16 protein-coding genes are annotated in these 19,163 nt (G+C 46.4%); 9 read left to right on the top strand and 7 right to left on the bottom strand.

Annotated elements, in window-relative coordinates; all coding sequences use genetic code 11:
• Positions 1-107: 107 nt before the first annotated feature.
• Together HGH90_RS10605 and HGH90_RS10610 are read left to right on the top strand one after the other, a co-directional pair.
• Complete coding sequence (locus tag HGH90_RS10605; protein ID WP_169191047.1) at positions 108-2,984, top strand: TonB-dependent receptor; 2,877 nt, start codon at positions 108-110, stop codon at positions 2,982-2,984.
• Positions 2,985-3,014: 30 nt separating this feature from the next.
• On the top strand, positions 3,015-3,824 hold the full coding sequence (locus HGH90_RS10610) for a tyrosine-protein phosphatase (RefSeq protein WP_168767438.1): 810 nt from the start codon (positions 3,015-3,017) through the stop codon (positions 3,822-3,824).
• Between the two features lie 50 nt (positions 3,825-3,874).
• On the opposite strand, the gene HGH90_RS10615 is transcribed toward HGH90_RS10610, so the two are convergent.
• Positions 3,875-4,048, bottom strand: coding sequence for a hypothetical protein (locus HGH90_RS10615; RefSeq protein ID WP_169191048.1), 174 nt, complete (start codon positions 4,046-4,048; stop codon positions 3,875-3,877).
• Between the two features lie 47 nt (positions 4,049-4,095).
• Here HGH90_RS10615 and HGH90_RS10620 point away from each other — a divergent pair, with 47 nt between their 5' ends.
• From HGH90_RS10620 to HGH90_RS10640, 5 genes are all read left to right on the top strand, one after another.
• On the top strand, positions 4,096-5,868 hold the full coding sequence (locus tag HGH90_RS10620; RefSeq protein WP_169191049.1) for an NAD(P)/FAD-dependent oxidoreductase: 1,773 nt from the start codon (positions 4,096-4,098) through the stop codon (positions 5,866-5,868).
• Positions 5,869-5,876: 8 nt separating this feature from the next.
• The gene (locus HGH90_RS10625) at positions 5,877-8,387 is read left to right on the top strand and encodes a non-ribosomal peptide synthetase (RefSeq protein WP_169191050.1); all 2,511 of its coding nucleotides are present in this window, start codon (positions 5,877-5,879) and stop codon (positions 8,385-8,387) included.
• Positions 8,384-9,073 carry a thioesterase II family protein gene (locus HGH90_RS10630; protein ID WP_169191051.1) on the top strand — a complete coding sequence of 230 codons (690 nt, stop codon included), beginning with the start codon at positions 8,384-8,386 and terminating at the stop codon, positions 9,071-9,073. The genes HGH90_RS10625 and HGH90_RS10630 overlap by 4 nt, the downstream gene beginning before the upstream one ends.
• A gap of 33 nt (positions 9,074-9,106) precedes the next feature.
• Positions 9,107-10,510 (top strand): tyrosine phenol-lyase, encoded by a 1,404-nt coding sequence (locus tag HGH90_RS10635; protein ID WP_169191052.1) that lies wholly within the window; start codon positions 9,107-9,109, stop codon positions 10,508-10,510.
• Positions 10,511-10,603: 93 nt separating this feature from the next.
• Positions 10,604-11,644, top strand: a complete 1,041-nt coding sequence (locus HGH90_RS10640) for a methyltransferase (protein WP_169191053.1) — start codon at positions 10,604-10,606, stop codon at positions 11,642-11,644.
• A gap of 19 nt (positions 11,645-11,663) precedes the next feature.
• Here HGH90_RS10640 and HGH90_RS10645 read toward each other — a convergent pair whose 3' ends face one another.
• The 6 genes from HGH90_RS10645 to HGH90_RS10665 all read right to left on the bottom strand — a co-directional run bounded on the left by HGH90_RS10645 (position 11,664) and on the right by HGH90_RS10665 (position 15,924).
• Positions 11,664-12,806: an epoxide hydrolase family protein gene (locus HGH90_RS10645; protein WP_211172614.1), complete on the bottom strand. Its 1,143-nt coding sequence runs from the start codon at positions 12,804-12,806 to the stop codon at positions 11,664-11,666.
• Positions 12,807-12,888: 82 nt separating this feature from the next.
• The gene (locus HGH90_RS10650; RefSeq protein ID WP_168767432.1) at positions 12,889-13,929 is read right to left on the bottom strand and encodes a YbhN family protein; all 1,041 of its coding nucleotides are present in this window, start codon (positions 13,927-13,929) and stop codon (positions 12,889-12,891) included.
• Between the two features lie 173 nt (positions 13,930-14,102).
• Positions 14,103-14,687 (bottom strand): terpene synthase family protein, encoded by a 585-nt coding sequence (locus tag HGH90_RS31635; RefSeq protein ID WP_211172615.1) that lies wholly within the window; start codon positions 14,685-14,687, stop codon positions 14,103-14,105.
• A 30-nt stretch (positions 14,688-14,717) separates the two neighbouring features.
• The gene (locus HGH90_RS31640) at positions 14,718-15,119 is read right to left on the bottom strand and encodes a hypothetical protein (RefSeq protein ID WP_211172616.1); all 402 of its coding nucleotides are present in this window, start codon (positions 15,117-15,119) and stop codon (positions 14,718-14,720) included.
• A 254-nt stretch (positions 15,120-15,373) separates the two neighbouring features.
• Entirely contained in the window at positions 15,374-15,601 is a 228-nt protein-coding gene (locus HGH90_RS32245) for a DUF3658 domain-containing protein (protein ID WP_410493681.1), read from the bottom strand.
• Complete coding sequence (locus tag HGH90_RS10665; RefSeq protein ID WP_169191054.1) at positions 15,571-15,924, bottom strand: DUF1835 domain-containing protein; 354 nt, start codon at positions 15,922-15,924, stop codon at positions 15,571-15,573. The genes HGH90_RS32245 and HGH90_RS10665 overlap by 31 nt, the downstream gene beginning before the upstream one ends.
• 180 nt (positions 15,925-16,104) lie before the next feature.
• Here HGH90_RS10665 and HGH90_RS10670 point away from each other — a divergent pair, with 180 nt between their 5' ends.
• A complete protein-coding gene (locus tag HGH90_RS10670) occupies positions 16,105-17,187 on the top strand; it encodes an alpha/beta hydrolase (protein ID WP_168767428.1) in 1,083 nt (360 codons plus the stop codon).
• A 157-nt stretch (positions 17,188-17,344) separates the two neighbouring features.
• The gene (locus HGH90_RS10675) at positions 17,345-19,066 is read left to right on the top strand and encodes a hypothetical protein (RefSeq protein WP_211172617.1); all 1,722 of its coding nucleotides are present in this window, start codon (positions 17,345-17,347) and stop codon (positions 19,064-19,066) included.
• Positions 19,067-19,163: the final 97 nt, after the last annotated feature.

Genomic DNA, 19,163 nt, shown 5'->3' on the forward strand with positions numbered 1-19,163 from the left:
TAAAAGTAAGTACGTTTAAACCGGAAAATACGTATACACGTAGCGGTAGTTGGACGTGGTCGAGTGCATCGTCAGCAATGTTCACTTTTGCTGAAAAATACCATCATATGGATCACATTTTTATACCATTAAAACGTCACTGTTGCTGCACATTGTTACTCTTGTTGGTGATGGCAGTAATAGTAAAGGCACAAACCATTAAAGGAATTGTCAATGGAAGAGAAGGACACCTGCCCGGCGCATCTGTACAAGCCGCCGGCAGCAGGCAAGGCACAGCAACCGATCTGAATGGCGCCTTCACATTAAATGTACACGCCACAGGCAAGGTTAGATTGCTGGTATCCTATATAGGGCACGAAACACAAACGCTGGAACTGAATATACAACCCGGTATTAATGATGCAGGCAATATCGCATTGGTACCTGCGGGCGGTAAGCTGGGAGAAGTACTGGTAAAAGGAACCATGGCGCCTTCCACCGTAAAAGCTTTGAGTATTAAAAAGAACTCGCTCGCTATCATGGACGTGATCGCCGCCGATGCCATCGGGAAATTGCCAGACCGCAATGCAGCAGAAGCGGTACAGCGCGTACAGGGCGTGGCGGTAGCCCGCTACCATGGGGAGGCCGATGCCGCCACGGTAAGAGGCACGCCTTTCGCCTGGACGTCGACCCTCTTCAATGGCAGCCGCCTGCCCAGCGCTAACGTACTAGGCAACCGTAACTCGGTACTCGATGCAGTACCTTCGGAAATTATCCAGTATGTACAGGTAGCCAAAGCCATCACACCCGATATGGAGGGCGATGCTATCGGAGGCTCCATTAACTTTATTACCCGCACGGCCCCTGCTAAAAGAACCCTGAATGTAAGCGCTGCCGGTGGGTATAATACCTTCTCGAAAGATGCTACCTATAACGCCTCACTGGTGTATGGCGACCGCTTCTTCAAAGATAAGCTGGGCGTAATGATTGCCGGGGCTATCTGGGACCGTCAATGGGGTACGGATGCCTTTGAAGTGGCTTATAATACTGCTTTGCCGGACCCCGCTCAGCAGAAATCCATCAGCACCACTATGCTCAAACGCTATATGGGAAAGCGCCAGACTTATGGGGCCAACGCGGGACTCGAATATAAGTTCAACGCTGCCAATAAGCTATTCTTTCGTGGCCTCATGGATAAATTCAATGATATACGCCCGGTATACGAATCCTATGTAGATTATAACAACAGCCGCTATCAGTATAATTACCGCTACTCTTATTACCAGACAGTGCTCAACGGCGGGGAGCTGGGGGGAGAACATCAGCTGTCGCCCAAAGTTAAAATGGACTGGACTATCAGCAACTACTATACGAAATATTTCCTCGAAACTCCACCTACCAATAATAACAAAGGGTTACCGATTGCCACTTTCCGTCAGAAAATAACCGGAGGGTTTAATAATCTCTCTGCAGATGGAAAACGCTATTGGGGCTTCGATTCGCCCAATGGCGCCGGGGGCGATCCGTTGCACTTTGATGCCGGCATCAAAAATAACGGGGAAGTAATGGATCCTTCAAAGCTCACGTTACAACAACTGGTCATCGCGCAACTGGATACAAAGGAACAAGATAAAACTGCCCAGCTGAACTTTAAGGTAAACGCATCTTCCAGGGTAAACCTGAAGTTCGGCGCTAAATACCGCCATAAAGACCGCGCCGGTATGTATGGCTCCAACATCGTATACCTGCCGGGAGCAGCACTGGGCATTCCGAATTCACCGGCCCTGTTACCGCTGAGCAGTTTGCAAACCACCAACTTCCCCGTGCGGGGCGGCTTCTTCAAAGAGCTGAAAGGTAATTATGACCAGTTCATGGTCAGCCCGCTTACCAAACAACAATTATTTGATTTATATGATACGGCCACGTTGCGCAGAAACGGTTTCGCAGATTATACCTCGAAATCCAATGCTACCAATATTTACACGGGTACAGAAAATGTAGCAGCAGCCTATGCGATGGCCGAAGTGGATGTTACGGATAAGCTGAAAATGATTGCCGGGGTAAGAAATGAGTATACCACCTTCACCTTGCATGGCTCAAAAGCCACCGCGGAAGGAACACCAAAGCAAACCACTATTACGCCGGCTACTGTAAAGAACAACTACAATGCCCTGTTGCCGATGCTGCATCTCAAATATAGCATCAACGACCAGGCAAATCTGCGCGCCGCTTATACCCGTACCTTCATCCGCCCTAATTTCACAGATCTTACCCCGGGAGAATCGGTAGACAATACAGGCTCCAATGTAACCATTACCAAAGGAAATCCCGACCTGCAGCCCACTTTCTCTAATAACTTCGACCTCATGGGTGAATACTATTTCAAAAATATCGGCCTTATCTCGGGAGGGGTTTTTTATAAACAGATCAGCAACGTGATTTTTGCGGATAAGCAATACTATACGGAGAATGGAGTAAACTATGTAGTAGCACAGTCGAAAAATCTCAATAATGCTTCTCTCGTGGGCCTGGAAGCGGGCATCAACAAACGATTCGATTTTCTGCCGGGCATCCTCAGTGGCTTAGGGGCAGAGCTGAACTATACCTATATCAGTTCAACGGTGGAAGTACCCAGGACGGTAAGCGGAAATAAGATCACAGATAAAACCAGCCTCCCTAACCAATCGCGCCACCTCTTCAACAGTATCCTGTTTTACGAACGTAAGGGTGTTATGATCCGCATTGCCGGCAACTACCGGGGCGCTTCGGTAGAAACCATTAACCAGCAGCTGGGTAAGGATTTCTATATCTGGACGGATAAGAATTTTACCGTAGATGCTGCTGCTACGGTAAACATCACCTCCAAAATACGGGTGTTTGCGGAGCTGAATAACATTACCAATGAGCCTCTGAAAACTTATATGGGCGATAAACGCCGTATTGCGTCAGAAGAGTGGTATGGCAGTCGCGGTCAGGCAGGTATCCGCTGGGATATCATCAAATAAAATCATCTCACAAAAAAAATAAAAAATAATATGAAAAGAATGATGTGGGTACTGGCGATGGCCATACCGGGAGCAACTTTTGCCCAGTTAGCCGATAGCGCCCAACGGGTAGTACATATGCAGGGAACGGTGAACTTCCGCGATGTAGGAGGATATGTAACAAACGATGGTAGAAAAGTAGCATGGGGAAAGGTATTCCGCTCTGCTGATGTTAGCCATTTAACAGACCAGGACCTCCGGGTACTGGAGCAAAAACATATTCATACGGTAATTGATTTCCGTGGCATAAAAGAAGCTGCTGCAGCGCCGGATCATTTGTTACCCGAAACAGATTATCGCTTATGTCCCGCAGGAAGTGATAGCCTTCCGGGTGTGGCACAAATGGCAGCAGTTATTAAGAAAGGTGATTTCCTGGAGAAGTTTTACGGCAATACCCAATACCTGGGCGATCGTTATAAACCCTTGTTCCAAAAACTGCTGGTGCTCCCTGCCAATGAGTCCATCATGTATCATTGCACCGGTGGCCGCGACAGAACGGGTATGGCTACCGCTTTGTTCCTTTACGCATTGGGCGTACCACAGCAAACCATTGAGGCCGACTTTACTGCCAGCAATGTATACCTCCTGCCGATGAATAAACGGATGTTCCAGGGGCTGCAGCAAAATACTGGTCTCGATGAGGAAGCCATCCGCAAGGCATTAGAACTGAAACCGGAACTATTGCATAGCTTTTTCGGTGCAATCAAAGGCAAATATGGTACGGTAGAAAATTTCTTTGAGAAAGAGCTGGGTATTGGTGAAAAGGAGCGGGCGATCCTGAAAGAGAAGTATACGAATTAGCTGTTTAAGCGGAGAGGTAGGTCTCTCCGCTTAAATTTCCGGAAGTGCAGTCATTCTCCCATGCCCTCCTCCTTCATTAAATATACTTCATATTCCACCAGGGCATCTGCGGCTGAAAATTTTGATATTAATAAAATTAGTTTGGCAACTGAATTAGTGTCGCGTTCACAATTTTTATATTCGTTGTAAGCAGCCTGAATTAATTTTAATAGTGCCATATCCATATGATGCTCTGCTATCCTAATATTAATTAACCCAAACCCTATTGTTTATGCCAACACAACACCCCGTAACCCCAGGAGGAAATTATGACGTAGTCATTTGTGGAGGAGGCCTCGCCGGACAAACGCTTGCCAGGCAGCTAAAGTTAAATAACCCCATGCTGTCTATTCTTATGATTATTAAATCTGAAATGCCACTGGCATGGAATGACTTTAAAGTAGGGGAATCTACTGTTGAAATCTCCGCTTTTTATTTTAGCGAAGTATTGCAGCTGCAAGATTATTTTAAGAATAACCATTACAAGAAATTTGGTTTCAGATATTTTATCGGGGACAGTACGGGGCTTCCTGCCAGTAGACCAGAGATCGGCCTTTCCTCGTATGCGCCCTATGATTCTTTCCAGATAGACAGGGGCGTTTTTGAAAGCGATCTTTATTTTATGAACCTCCTTGCAAATGTTACCATTATAAGTGGTGCGTCCGTTAAATCAGTAGCGTTGTCTGATTCAGGGGGACTACATACGATCACTTATCAGGAAGATGATGGTAAAACTATGTATGAAGCGCAAGGCCGATGGGTAGTTGATGCAAGCGGAAGGAGGTGCCTTATACAACGTTCGCTGGGACTGCAGGAGGCGCCCGAAACAGCATGCAATGCCACATGGTGGCGCGTAAAAGGCCGGCTGGATGTGGATGACCTGGTGCCGCGGGAGCACACATATGACGACTATTTTATGCGCGTTGCGAACAGGTCGAGATTTTATTCCACCACACACCTGATGAATAAAGGCTATTGGGTTTGGCTGATACCGCTGGCATCCGGGCATACAAGCGTCGGGATTGTAACGACAGAGGCCATACACCCGTTTGATACTTATAATACCTATGAAAAATCTATGAAATGGCTCAATATACATGAACCTGTATTGTATACGCACATGCAACAGTTCGAGATCGTAGATTTTTTGAAGATGAAGAATTATAGTTACGGAAGCAAGCAGGTGTTTTCCACCGATCGCTGGGCATGTACCGGAGAGGCAGGACTCTTTACAGATCCATATTATTCCCCAGGCTCCAACTTCATTGCTTTTGAAAACAGCATGATTACCAGGATGATTACTGATGATATTAACGGGGAGGAGGACTGGAAGCCCAGGGTGGCGGAATACAACGACTTTATTATCAATATGAACAAATGGCTGACCAGGTCCATTCAGTCTTCCTATACTTACTTTCACCTGGATATTGTAATCGCTTTAAGCTTTATCTGGGATGTTGCCGCAGGATGGTCTTTTATATGCCCGAGAATGTTTAATAGTATCTATCTCACCCGGGAAGCAACCACAGACATGAAAGAAGTAACACTTCGTTTCTTTAGTATGGCCTATAATGTAGAAGACTTCTTCAATGAATGGAAACAACTTACTCCTAACAATTATACATTCAGTTTCATCGACTATCTATCTATTCCTTTCCTCAGAAAAATATATGACAGAAATGTAAAGAAGGGAAAATCCACAGAACAGCTGAAAGCAGCAAATGAGCAGAACCTGGTGGATATAGAAATTTTTGTTCAGTGTCTTTTTTGGATAGCTTTGGAAGATGTATATCCGGAGATGACAGACCTTGTGTCCCGGAAACCCTGGCTCAATGCCTGGGCCATTACGCTAGACATTTCCTCCTGGAACACGAAACACCTTTTCTCACCCGATACGCCCCCGGCGGATATAAGCGAAACCTATACTCAACTGAAGTCCTTATTTATAAATCGCCACAAGTCAATAGCTGCGCATGTTGATGACTTTAACTATTCATTCAAATAAACGCGATCATGGAAGTAATAAACCCCTTACGATTCACTCATACCAGCTATGCATCGTATTTTGACTATTGGCGTGTAAAGGAAGGATCGGCGTTGAATTTTTCTTTTGAGCTGTCACCTGGTAAAGAGGAGTTAAGAGAAGAGACTGGCCGGGAGTCTTTTGTATTACCAGGAGAAATAGCTGCGGTTATGCTAAAATTAGTTCCCGGCAAGAGCAGCGCCCTGCTGACACAGTTTGTGGCTGCCATTTCATTTTTATTGCACAGGTACACAGAACAGGAAGAGATAATACTGCATACTCCCTTGCAGCATAGCTTTGAATCAACAATATACGAAAATAGGGTACCTGTAAGAGTACGGGTCAACGAGCGTCGTACATTGACGGAGTATCTGGAAGATTGCCGCCTGGCCATCCAAACAGCATACCGGTATCAGAATTTTCCGTTGTCACTGGTACGTGGAAGAAAGCCTGCATATCTTCAGAGTAACATATTTCTGAGCCTGGAAGGCTTCCACAGCCCCTTGTCGTATCAGCCTCCACCCGGATCTTACGACCTCGTGTTGCATGTTGTCAACAATCAAACGGATATCACCCTTCATGCAACATGGCAGGAGGCCCGCTTCCCACGCTGGTTTATAAAGCGCTTCGTGGCGCATCTGGTCTGCTTCCTGTCATACTTTAGTATACCGGCTGCGCCGCTGGCAGATATCACGATATTAAACAGTGAAGAGGAGGAGAAACTTCGGAGTTTCAATACCGGCAGCGGCATCAGTGTGCCAGCAACGACAATTCACAGGCAGTTTGAAGAAGCAGTGCTCAGATTCAGCGACCTCATTGCAGTTATACACAACGACAGTACACTCACCTATGGGGAGCTTAACAGGAAGGCGAACCGCTTGTCGCATTTACTGCAGAACGTTTATGAGCTCAGGCGGGGAGAGTATGTTGGTATGTGTCTGGAGCGGTCACCCTGGCAACTGATTGCCATGCTGGCTATCATGAAAGCGGGAGCGGTATATGTACCTGTGTATACAGAGGCGCCTGAAAGCAGGAGGGCATTTGTGTTCAACGATGCTGGCATGAAACTGCTGCTTGTTGAATCCGCCACCCGGGAACAACCATTTCCTGCTGAGCGGATTATCTGCCTGGAAACAGCTTTCACGCCGCTGGAAGAGCATTTACCTGATCATAATCCGGATATGGAAATTGAGCCGACAGATCTGGCTTATATCATCTATACTTCGGGGACAACCGGCCGGCCAAAAGGAGTAATGGTAAAGCATCACGGGGTAGCAAATATGGCCGCAGATCAAATCGCTAAGTTTGGCATCCGGGATATTGACCGTGTGATAGCTTTTGCTGCCGTATCTTTCGACGCTTCCATCTCAGAATACCTGATGGCTTTGTTAGCAGGTGCAATCCTTGTGATAATAGATGAAAAGGTAGTAAAGCATACGGGTCTGCTGCTGACTACTATGCAAAAGCAACAGGTAACAGTAGCAACATTGCCGCCGGCTTACCTGCGTATCCTTCAGCCGGAGGATCTTCGCTTTCTCCGGGTGTTGATCACAGCCGGAGAGCCGGCAGATCCGAAAGCCGCTTCCCATTACAGCCGGTTTCTTGAATACTACAATGCCTACGGACCCACAGAGAATTCCGTTTGTACAACTATTTACCGCGCCTCACCTGCTGATGCAGGATTGAAAAGGCTGCCCATAGGAAAACCCGTTTCCGGCAGCCAGGTGTTTGTACTGGATAAGGCGTTGCGCCCGATGCCTGTGGGCGTAACCGGGAGACTTTTCATTAGTGGTATTGGTTTGTCGCCCGGTTATCTTAATCAACCATTGCTTTCAAAAGAAAAATTTCTTCCCCACTGGATTCGTCCCGGCGAGCAAATGTACGATAGTGGAGACCTGGCACGGTGGCTGCCAGACGGAAACATGGAATTTATAGGCCGGAACGATGATCTCATCAAAATTGACGGGATCAGGGTGGAGCCGGAAGAAATCAGGATAATGCTGGAACAGCACGAGCCCATAGCCCGGAGTGCGGTGATAATGGTTGATCTGCCGGAAGAACGCTTACTGGCTGCCTTTGTAGAACCAATGAGCGGGAGAAGATTGGAGGAATATGCCATCAGGGCATATCTCCGGTCACAGCTACCGGATTATATGATTCCTGCAAGGATTATAATTATTGATAGTATACCGATAAACAGTAGCGGAAAAATAGACAAGTCTAAATTGATACCGCTACTGGAGGAAGATAATATCTATTTACCGCCGCTTAATGAGGAAGAACGGCGTATTCAAAGCATTTGGCAGCAGGTCCTCCATATCCCATCCGTTAGTATGGACAGCCATTTCTTCAGGTTGGGTGCTTCTTCTATTCATGTCATCTCTCTTAATTCCCTGATGAAGCAGGAGTGTCCCGACTTTGATATCCGGACAGTTTTCAATCATCCTGTCTTGCGGGACTTTGTAAAAGAGGTTTCAGTTAGTAAAAAAGCTCACGCATGATCACATTGTTTTGCTTTCCTTACGCAGGTGCCGATGGAAAGGCTTATGCTCCCCTGGAAGCCTTTGCTGATAACCATCTGAAAGTAGTACCCCTTGAATTGCCAGGAAGAGGCGAACGTTATCGGGAACCGATATCCGGCAGTATTGATGAGATGGTCGATGATTGTTTCCGGCAGCTGGAAGGAAAGTTGCACTCGCCTTTCGCGGTCTTCGGGCATAGTATGGGAGCGCTTCTTAGCTACCTGTTTGCAAGAAAACTAGAGGAAAAGGAGCTTTCTATGCCGCTCCATTTGTTCGTATCCGGGTGTGCAGCACCAGCTGTGGTGATGACTGCTTCCCGCAGAAGAATGCTGCAGGGTAAGGAGTGGGAAAGTAGCTTGGAGGAGGTAATGGGAATCCCTACCGATATGCTGGACAATGAAGTATTTAGGATCATATATGAACCCCTTATACGGCAAGACCTGGTTTTATTTAAACAATATCATTACCGGGAGCAGGCGCCATTTGATATTCCGGTTACCGTATTCACCGGGACGGAAGATAGGGTGACAGCAGATGAAATGGCCGCCTGGCAGCGGGAAACCAACCATCGCGTGTCGATAGTGCCCTTCAATGGTAAACATCACTTCTGGAGGGATTATCCGGAAGAAATAATGACAATTATAAAAAAACAGTTTACAGTATAACATCCACAATGTATCACCTTAAACATTTTTAGTATGAAAAGAACTACCTATGCAGAGCCCTACAAAATTAAAATGGTAGAACCGTTGAGAAATATTTCCCGGCGCGAACGGGAAAGGCTGGTTAAACTGGCAGGATATAATACTTTCCAGGTAAAGGCGGAAGATGTTTACATCGATTTGCTGACTGATAGTGGTACCGGCGCCATGAGCGACCGGCAGTGGGCCGGCCTTATGATGGGCGATGAATCTTATTCAGGAAGCCGGAATTTCTACCATCTGGAAGCAGCCGTGCATCAGTATTATGGATACAAGTATATGGTGCCCACCCACCAGGGAAGAGGAGCCGAGCATTTGATTGCGCGTTTATTGATCAAGCCTGGTATGTATGTGCCGGGGAACATGTACTTCACGTCAACCAGGCTTCACCAGGAGTTGGCAGGCGGGGTGTTTGAGGATGTGATTATAGATGAAGCACATGATCCGGATTCCACCTTCCCGTTCAAGGGAAATGTAGACCTTCAAAAGCTGGAAAATCTGATTAATAAAGTAGGCGCCGCGAACATTGCTTATCTCAGTTTAGCCACTACCGTTAATATGGCCGGGGGACAGCCCATATCGCTGGAGAATATGAAACAGGTGAGGAAGCTGACGGAGCAACATAATATCCGGATCATACATGATATGGCCCGCGTAGCGGAAAATGCCTATATGATACAGCAACTGGAGCCTGGTTATGCAGATAAAACCGTGGCAGCCATTACGAAGGAAATCTGTTCGCTTACCGACGGGGCCGTGATGAGCGGCAAGAAAGATGCTTTGGTAAATATAGGTGGTATGATGGCCATCAACGACCAGGGATTGTATGAAGAAGCCAAGAACCTGGTAGTTGTATATGAAGGCATGCATACCTATGGTGGTATGGCAGGGCGCGATATGGAAGCCATGGCCATTGGCATAGCAGAATCTGTAGATGAAGCTCATATTTCATCCCGTGTACACCAGGTGCATTACCTGGGAGCACAGCTTAGGGAGGCCGGTATTCCTATCGTAAACCCGGTCGGTACACACGGGGTATATATCAATGCAGCCGCCTTTCTTCCGCATATCCCGCAGGTTAAATTTCCCGCGCAGGCATTGACCGTAGCACTTTATGAGGAAGGGGGCGTCCGTTCGGTAGAGCGGGGTATCGTATCGGCAGGACGTAACAAGGAAACGGGAGATCATCACTATCCGTCGCTGGAACTTGTGCGCCTTGCTATTCCAAGAAGAGTGTACACATTATCACACCTGGATGTGGTGGCGGAAACGGCAATAAATGTCTTTGAAAAAAGGTACGACGTACCGGGGCTCGAAATGGTATTTGAACCAAAATATATGCGCTTTTTCCAGGCCAGGTTTGAACAGGTAGTAGGCGAACCACAGCGTATGCCCGGCTGAGTAATACCTGCCTCCAGGTAAATGATGACCGTATTAAACCAGACTTGTATATCAGAATAGGTTATATTATTCACTCTCTCAATTTAACCAATTATGAATGTAACATTATTGCCCGGTGACATTGCCACACATGAACAATCAGCACGTATACTTCAGCATATTACTAACCACTGGGTTTCATGTTGCGTATATGCTGCCGCTAAACTGAATATCGCCGATTTACTTGCTACAGGCCCGCAAAGTATCACCAGTCTTGCCGGGGCAACCGCAACGCATCCGCCTTCCCTTTACCGGCTATTGAGGCTACTGGCTGCCAACGATCTTTTTGAAGAAATATCGCCGGAGATTTTTGATAATACGGCTGCATCCACCGCGCTTATCAGCGATATAAAAGGCGGTATGAAGGAATTTGTACTGGCCGAACTGGGAGAGTTCTACCTGCCCTGGGGCAATTTAGTGGATAGCATCAGGACCGGCAAAACGGCATTTGATGAATATTATGGGGGCAACCTGTGGGATTTTTATAAAACGCATCAGGCGGAAGGGCTTAATTTCATGAAAGCGATGACTAATCTCACGCAATTTTCCGAAGGCGCTATCCTCGAACGGTATGACTTCTCTGCGTTCAGTACTATTACAGATGTGGGAGGCGGCAATGGGGCGCTGCTGATGGCGATCCTGAAAAGAACGCCGGAGGCAAGGGGTATTGTATTTGATGAACCTTATGTGGTGAAAGAAACAGCCCATCTGATAGCCGCAGACCCGAAAGTGAAAGACCGTTGCGCTACCGCGGGCGGTAATTTTTTCGTGGAGGTGCCGGCAGGCGCTGATGCATATGTGATAAAATATATTCTCCACGACTGGAGCGATGAAGATGCAATAAGGATATTGAGCAATTGCAGTCGTGCTATGAAGAAAGACAGCAAGATACTAGTGATCGATGGCGTGGTGCCGGAAGGCAATGCGCCGCATGCTTCCAAGCTGATGGATATGAATATGCTTGCACTCACAGGGGGACGTGAAAGAACAGCTGCAGAATTTGAAAGTATCTTTCTCCGGTCCGGTCTCAGGTTAACCAGAGTAATCGATCTTTCGATTTCAGAAGTAAGTATTGTAGAAGGAAAGAAAGTCTGATAATCCGTTTTGTACGAGGTTAAGCTACCTTTTTTAAGAAAGACCGTATATCTGCTGCCAGCAGTTCCGGTTTTTCCATCGCCGCAAAATGACCGCCTTCGTTAAAGGCTGTCCATTGCCGGATGTTGAAAAAACGATCTGCGTAAGCCCTCGGGGCGGGTATCAGATCCTTTGGGAAGATGGCTACGCCGGTGGGGGTTTGCAGCCGCGGCGTTCTTTGTGCTGTTTTTGCTGCAAACATCGACTGGGCATTTTCGTAATAAAGCCGGTTGGCAGAATGAATGGTGCCGGTGGCCCAGTAAATGGTCAGGTTAGTAAGTAATTCATCTCTGGTGAAGACGGTTTCAAGATCGCCCTGGTGATCGCTCCAGCGATAAAATTTTTCAATGATCCATGCCGCAAGTCCTACCGGCGAATCGTTGAGGCCATATCCCAGCGTTTGTGGTTTTGTGCTTTGGATCATGGCATAAGCGCCCTCTTGCTGCTGCCATTGTTTGCCCTTATCGAGGTATGCCTTTTCTTCGGGGGATAATTCACCTGCCGGGATTTCGAAGAGATGAATAAAAGGTATGTCGGTTAAATGAATGGCGAGTACTGTGTCGGGGTTACTTCTAGCCAACATCTCCGTAATGGTGCTGCCCCAGTCGCCACCATGCGCCGCAAACTTTTCATAACCCAGGTCCTCTTTCATCAGGCGGGCAAACACTCCCGCAATCTTGCCCGGGTCCATACCCGGAGCGGTGGGTATGCTGGAAAAACCATAGCCGGGCATGGAAGGTACAACCACATCAAAGGAAAAGCCGTCTTCATCCGGTTGTGTCAGCAGCGGAATTAGCTTCAGGAAACGGACAAAGCTATCGGGGTAGCCATGAGTCAGCAAAAGCGGCAACGGTGAGGCGCCTCGCCCGCGTTCCAGGATAAAATGCAGTGTATTATTATCTATGGTGGTAGTGTACTGATGAAAACCATTCAGGTATTGCTGTTGCTGTGCCCAATCGAAGCCGTGTTGCCAGTAATCGCAAAGCGACTGCAGGTAAGCTTTGCTGGTGCCCGCTTTCCAACCGGCATTGTCAAACTCATCGATCCAGCGGGTGGCTGCCAGGCGTTGATGGAGGTCATTTAACAGGTCCTGGCTGATATTGATAGTGAAAGGCTGTATCATAATCATCACTGTTTGCCAACGCAATACCACAACTGGTATACCGGATTTAGCAAAGCCTGCCGGTTTTTGGGGCGCTATTACATCAGTTGTTTTGATTCAAATTACTTTTATGCATTTCCCTTCTATACAATATCAACCCCACCGGCATCGGTAACCAAAAGGAAAGGAGCCTGTAAAGTAGCGTCACCACAATAGAAGTGCCTACCGGCGCACCCAGGCTCACCAGGAAATAAACCATGCCGCTTTCATAAACGACAAGTGACCCGGGCGAGATGGGTAAGATGGAAAGGATCCTCGTACACATAAAAGCCAGGAAAATAACCAGGGGAGATATTTGAACGCCCATACCCCAGAATAGTGAGCATACCGTTAAACTATCCACTGCCAGCACAAGGAGTTGAAATATTACCGCGTTAACTACTTTCCTGGGTTCCTTTTTCAGGAATTGGGTTTGCGACTGCCTGCCTTGTGAGAAATCAAGCGATAACTTCTTGCCTATAAATTTTATTTTCTTTATTTTTTTGTAAATGCGTACAAGAATTTTTTGCTTGCCAGCGAGCAATATAAGCGCGCTCAAAAATAGGAAGATGACGATGCCTGCAAAAAGGACAATCTTTATAACATGGGGCGACTTATAAAATAGTAAACAAAAGAGTAGGAGTGGGATGATCAAAACCTCAATGGCAGCATAATAACAAACCATTTCTGTGACAATCAGGGTGACGCTGTTCGCCGCCGATAGGTTATTTTTTTGCAGAAATCTGAAAATATAAGCGTTGCCGCTAATGCCGCCAGAAGGCACGGTTTGATTAAAGAAAAGGGCAATGACTGCCGCTTTAATAAGTTCCCACAACGACGGTTGGTGCTGTAATTTGTAGGCCCTCAACAAAATACCATAAACGAGAGCTGCAAATAAATAGGTTAATAACTGGAAGCATACAGCTATCACCAACCAATATACCTTCACCTTTTCAAGCAGTAATACTTCTTTTTTTATCTCGGGAAGATAATGGGTAATAAGTATTACGGCAAATACAATGAAAATAACAGTCCATACCCAGTATGAAAGCCTTACCTTTCTTCCGGGCTTAGCTGTACTGGTATGTATATTATTTGCAGGCATTCATGATTTGAATTATTTGTACTACTATATGCAGTGCCCTGTTTCCCGCCTGTATACTTTTATAAATTTAAATGATAAATTAAATTTTAACAACACAATAATTAGCTATCGAATGACCATTATTGAAAATGAGGGATTGATAGGGTTGATCCGTGGTTCAATACATGGAAATGCTAATGTTTCTGGCTAATATATTCTCCTTCTACATATCCACCATTCACATAGCGCGATACATCATGTGTATGCCATGCGTATACGCCAGCCACCATAATACCAAGGTCCTGCACGTAGTCGTATACAGTGCTTTGGAGTTTTCCGAAAGGAGGCAGGTGCTGGTGTAACAGCATGAATTCATCCAGGTAGCTGTCATGGGTTTTTAGCGCCTCCATGTAGGCTTCACTGACAGGTATTTTTCGTTCGTGTTGTATTACTTTAATGAGATTCATGGTATCTCCCTCTCTATGCAGTTCTTTAGGAAGGGAGATAAAGTCATTATGCATACCTATCATCCATGCGCAAAGGCTGTGAATACGTAGAATGTGAGGATGCTCAAGTACGTCATCCGGCAACTCCCGGTAGTTTTTTTGCATCGCCACATATTTGCAGAATGGAAGTCCCCCGCTTGTTTCCTGCCTGATAATCAGGTAAACGGGAAGTGGCGGCGGCGTATTAGCCCTGTAGTATACTTTTTCTTCAGCGTAGCCAATGAGTAAATTATGTATAGACGCAATATATTTATCATATAATCGCTGAGGCATTTCACATTTAATGGCATCTTGCCGAAGGACTCAAAACAGGTGGAAAATGCCATTGTCAGTAGGCTCAGCGGTATCTGCTCCGGTTAAAATAGCGGTTATACGATTCGCTATTTCATACATTTCGTTGCGGGAGCAATGATCCCAATAATCATCCATCATAGCGCCATTGGCGGTAAAGTTAGCGAGTGGGCGTAATTCTGCCAGTGTTTTTAAAAATGGGCATCCGCGTGCAGCAATATCTGTTAGATGATGTTGTTTATGTTTTTCACGGGCACCCTGGCTGTGAAACGTGTATTCTTTGTCAATCCAATTGTAATATTCCTCCCGCTGTTGTTGAAAATCCGGGTGCATGAAATCTGGAAAGGGGTACGTGGGTTTGGGCAAGTGTTGCATTCCTGCATAGAACTGTTCTTCTGAAAGGGTTTTGGACATGGTAAAGAAATTATAATGGTTACTGTTGAGTTTCAGGTAAATTAAAAATAATGTTTTAAATTGTCAAGGTATTGATACGCATTGCTACATCTATTTTTTCGAGTCCTTAGATCTTTTATATAATACCCGCATGTCAAAGGCGGCTATCGGCTGCGGCCTCTTTATATTAAACCGGAGAAAGGAGAGCAGTCTGCAGTGCTGTCGGGGGATGTTGTATAGCCGTTGATGTTATTGGTGAGACTGTAGTTTCTGTCTCAGGTGCCGGAGCGCTTTACTTCAAACGCCCTCATCGAAGTAATATCTCCTCTTCCTTTTAATTTTCCCGCCTCTACAAGCGCCTTAATCCTTCCACTCGCAAAAACTTCGTTCACTGGGTTGCGAGGATTGCTAAGTCCTATTGTTTGCCCAACAATCCGCACGGCCGATCTCCATCGTGTTGGGTGGCAGTGTTCTAAAAACTCTTTATCATGTCTTTTAACCACCAGCAAGCCATGCGTACAAATACATAATCATTGCCATCACCTCCGGCCCAGATTACTACACGATCCACCGGGTGGTCCTGTAAACGCCGTTGTAGTTGACGCCAGACTTCAAAAGCATCGTTGCGGTAGGAGTAAAGGTTAGCGTTACCATTGTCAAAAATGAGTCCACGCAAATATTGGATTCTTTTTTCACCATCGTCCAAAGGCCCGATGCAAGGATACTCATCCAAGCCCAATGCCTCTCCAGTAAGCAGCTTTTTGCTGATGGCATTACGAAGGGTGCCGGCGGTACTGAGTAGCGTGGTAAGGTGTAAATCTCTCATAAAGTAAATATGCAGATATAACATGAAGGTATAAAATAGGAAGAATTTGTGCAGGTTCAGTTTGAAGAAGAATAGAAAAAGTAGTAGTTATTATTGTATAGATGACGTTTAATATTTATATTCAGGGTTATTAAATTGGGATATTACCCAAGTGGAATAAATCCCGTAATTGCAGCTATTATGATCAAAAACAAGACTATCCTTAATTTGGCTATCTTCTGCCTGGTGTTGTTATCTACCATACCTGGTTTTGCGCAAAAGAAAGAAAACGCGCACGGTACGGTACAACGGATAAAAATTCACAGTAAACTGCTGGAAGGAAATTTAAGTGGTGACAGTGCCGACCGTTATGTATCCATTTATTTACCTGCCAGTTATCAATCCGAAAGTAAGAAAAGCTATCCGGTTGTTTACTTCCTGCATGGCTATACGGACAATGACGCTAAGGTATTTGGATTCCAGCAGCATTGGATGACGCTGCCTGTTATCCTGGATAGCGCATTTGCCAAAGATCCGGCTCATGAAATGATTGTTGTTACCCCTGACGCCTATACGCTTTTTCAAGGTAGTATGTATTCCAATTCTGTTACCACAGGAAATTGGGAGGACTTTGTTGCCCGGGAACTGGTAAGTTATATCGACCGTCATTACCGCACGCTTGCGGAAAAGGAAAGCAGGGGCATCTGCGGTCATTCTATGGGCGGTTATGGCGCGTTCCGGATTAGTGAAAAGAACCCGGATGTGTTTTCAGCGGTTTACCTGCTGAGTCCTTGTTGCCTGAATTCTGCTGATGGGCCTGCAACGGCGATGACTTCACAGTTCCTTCGTGCTGATAGCATTAAAACTATTGATGAGTTTAAAAAGGCTGATTTTTTCACCAAGGCACTCTTTGCCTCGGCGGCCGCATGGTCGCCCAATCCGGTAAATCCGCCGTTTTACGTGGATCTTCCAATGAAAGATGGGAACTTACAGCCAGAAGTATTACATAAGTGGGATGCTAATCGCCCATTAAACAATCTGGATCAATACATCTACAATATCCGGAAATTAAAGGCAGTGGCCTTCGATGCAGGTGATAAGGATAAAGGTATTGCGGAGAGTATCGAAAAGCTGGATGGCGAACTAAACAAATATGGCATTGCGCATTCATTCGAAATTTATGACGGCGACCATATCAACCGGGTAGGAAAACGGATTGAGGAAAAAATGCTGCAATTCTTTTCGAAAAATTTATCGTTTACCGGGAGTAAAACCAGCAAATAAGGACCGCACTATTCTCATCGCCTGTAGCTGTGCAGCAGCTGGCGATGAGAATTTAATATTTCTTTTGTATTTTAGTACAGGCTAATACACGATACCTTTTCTGTTCAAAAAAGTAATGCAGGGCTTACCAAGTAGTTAATCACCAAATAAGCGCCTGATGAAACTTAACTATCTAACAATTATCTCCATTTCATGCGCCGTTGCGTGCAATAATGGCACTAAGCCGGCAACGGGTAAAAAGGTACCTGATATCGCCTGTTATACCTCAAGGACAACAGACAAGGCCTGGTATGCTTCTGGCAAAAAAGCGCCCAGGCTGGAAGGCTTGAAAGGCATTGATTTCAGAATCACTACAAACAGTACCGCTGCACAGGATTACTTCAACCAGGGAATGATGTTGGCATATGGCTTTAACCATGCAGAAGCGGCGCGGTCTTTTTACGAGGCTAGGCGACTTGATTCAACTTGTGCCATGGCCTATTGGGGCTTTGCCTATGTATTAGGCCCTAATTACAATGCGGGTATGGAAGAAGATCATTTCCAGCGGGCTTATGAGGCGGTAGTTAAAGCCAGGGGGCTGACGGGACGTTGTACGCCGAAAGAAAAGGCATTGATCAATGCGTTGGTGACCCGGTATCAAATGCCGGCGCCTGCCGATCGAAAGCCCCTGGATATTGCCTATGCCGCAGCGATGAAGAAAGTATATGACCAGTATCCGGCCGATGCGGATATTGGGGCCTTGTATGCCGAGGCGTTGATGGATCTTCACCCCTGGGATTTATATGACAAGAGAACGAAGCTACCCCGCGCCTGGACGCCGGAGTTGCTGGCGGTGCTGGAGCACCTGATGAAAACCAATCCCCTGCATCCGGGGGCGCATCATTTCTATATTCATGCGATGGAGGCATCGGCTACTCCCGAAAAAGCATTGGCCAGCGCACAGCTGTTGGATACCCTGGTGCCCGGATCGGGACATTTGACACATATGCCTTCGCACATCTACATTAATACAGGTGATTATCATGCCGGATCTCTGTCCAATGTACATGCTGTGGAAGTCGACAGCATGTACACGGTTGCTTGCCATGCACAGGGGGCATATCCACTTGGCTATTATCCGCACAATTACCATTTCCTGGCGGCTACGGCTACGCTGGAAGGCAACAGGGTGCTGGCATGGAAAGCGGCTAAAAAGCTGCAGGAACATACGGCAACAGATATTATGCGTTTGCCCGAATGGGGTACACTGCAACATTACTACACAATACCGTATTACGTAGCTGTAAAGTTCGGGATGTGGGATACCATCCTTGCCATTCCTGCCCCCGGGGAGGACCTGGTGTATCCGCAAACCATCTGGCATTATGCGCGGGGTATGGCATTTCTGGGAAAGAACAAAATGAGGGAGGCAGGGCAGGAATTGAGCCGCCTGGAAATGCTGGCGCGCGACACGTCTCTCCAACACCTCACTATCTGGAATATTAATACTACGGCAGACCTGGTGCAGATACCCGTAAAAATACTATCTGCTGAGGTAACGGCCAAACAACATCAGGCGGATACCTCCATTGCTTTGCTCCGTGCAGCAGTGGCGATAGAGGACAATCTGAATTATAACGAACCGCCCGACTGGTTCTTTTCTGTCAGACATTACCTGGGGGCCGTACTGCTGGATGCGGGAAAATACAGGGATGCAGAGCAGGTATACCGTGAGGACCTGCAAAGCTGGAAAAAGAATGGATGGACATTAATAGGACTGTATCATTCGCTGGTCTCCCAGAAAAAAAATGGCGAAGCACAACAGGTGAAGGAGGCATTTGACGAAGCCTGGCAATTTGCTGATGTAACCATTACATCGTCTTCCAATATCCAACGGTAGCAAGTCTGTAACCCAACGCAGGCCCTGGGTTTAAATGAACCCAGGGCTTTAGTATAAATCCGGAAGCCTCGGAATAGTATCAGAAAATGGCCGCAAT

It is taken from the genome of Chitinophaga sp. Ak27 (assembly GCF_012726295.1).
In the GTDB taxonomy this organism is placed as follows: domain Bacteria; phylum Bacteroidota; class Bacteroidia; order Chitinophagales; family Chitinophagaceae; genus Chitinophaga.

What these genes read in the sequence shown, in the direction of transcription:
- HGH90_RS10605 (WP_169191047.1), top strand. Translation starts at nt 108, where the DNA reads ATGGATCACATTTTTATACCATTAAAACGTCACTGTTGCTGCACATTG.
- HGH90_RS10610 (WP_168767438.1), top strand. Translation starts at nt 3,015, where the DNA reads ATGAAAAGAATGATGTGGGTACTGGCGATGGCCATACCGGGAGCAACT.
- HGH90_RS10615 (WP_169191048.1), bottom strand. Translation starts at nt 4,048, where the DNA reads ATGGATATGGCACTATTAAAATTAATTCAGGCTGCTTACAACGAATAT.
- HGH90_RS10620 (WP_169191049.1), top strand. Translation starts at nt 4,096, where the DNA reads ATGCCAACACAACACCCCGTAACCCCAGGAGGAAATTATGACGTAGTC.
- HGH90_RS10625 (WP_169191050.1), top strand. Translation starts at nt 5,877, where the DNA reads ATGGAAGTAATAAACCCCTTACGATTCACTCATACCAGCTATGCATCG.
- HGH90_RS10630 (WP_169191051.1), top strand. Translation starts at nt 8,384, where the DNA reads ATGATCACATTGTTTTGCTTTCCTTACGCAGGTGCCGATGGAAAGGCT.
- HGH90_RS10635 (WP_169191052.1), top strand. Translation starts at nt 9,107, where the DNA reads ATGAAAAGAACTACCTATGCAGAGCCCTACAAAATTAAAATGGTAGAA.
- HGH90_RS10640 (WP_169191053.1), top strand. Translation starts at nt 10,604, where the DNA reads ATGAATGTAACATTATTGCCCGGTGACATTGCCACACATGAACAATCA.
- HGH90_RS10645 (WP_211172614.1), bottom strand. Translation starts at nt 12,806, where the DNA reads ATGATACAGCCTTTCACTATCAATATCAGCCAGGACCTGTTAAATGAC.
- HGH90_RS10650 (WP_168767432.1), bottom strand. Translation starts at nt 13,929, where the DNA reads ATGCCTGCAAATAATATACATACCAGTACAGCTAAGCCCGGAAGAAAG.
- HGH90_RS31635 (WP_211172615.1), bottom strand. Translation starts at nt 14,687, where the DNA reads ATGCCTCAGCGATTATATGATAAATATATTGCGTCTATACATAATTTA.
- HGH90_RS31640 (WP_211172616.1), bottom strand. Translation starts at nt 15,119, where the DNA reads ATGTCCAAAACCCTTTCAGAAGAACAGTTCTATGCAGGAATGCAACAC.
- HGH90_RS10665 (WP_169191054.1), bottom strand. Translation starts at nt 15,924, where the DNA reads ATGAGAGATTTACACCTTACCACGCTACTCAGTACCGCCGGCACCCTT.
- HGH90_RS10670 (WP_168767428.1), top strand. Translation starts at nt 16,105, where the DNA reads ATGATCAAAAACAAGACTATCCTTAATTTGGCTATCTTCTGCCTGGTG.
- HGH90_RS10675 (WP_211172617.1), top strand. Translation starts at nt 17,345, where the DNA reads ATGAAACTTAACTATCTAACAATTATCTCCATTTCATGCGCCGTTGCG.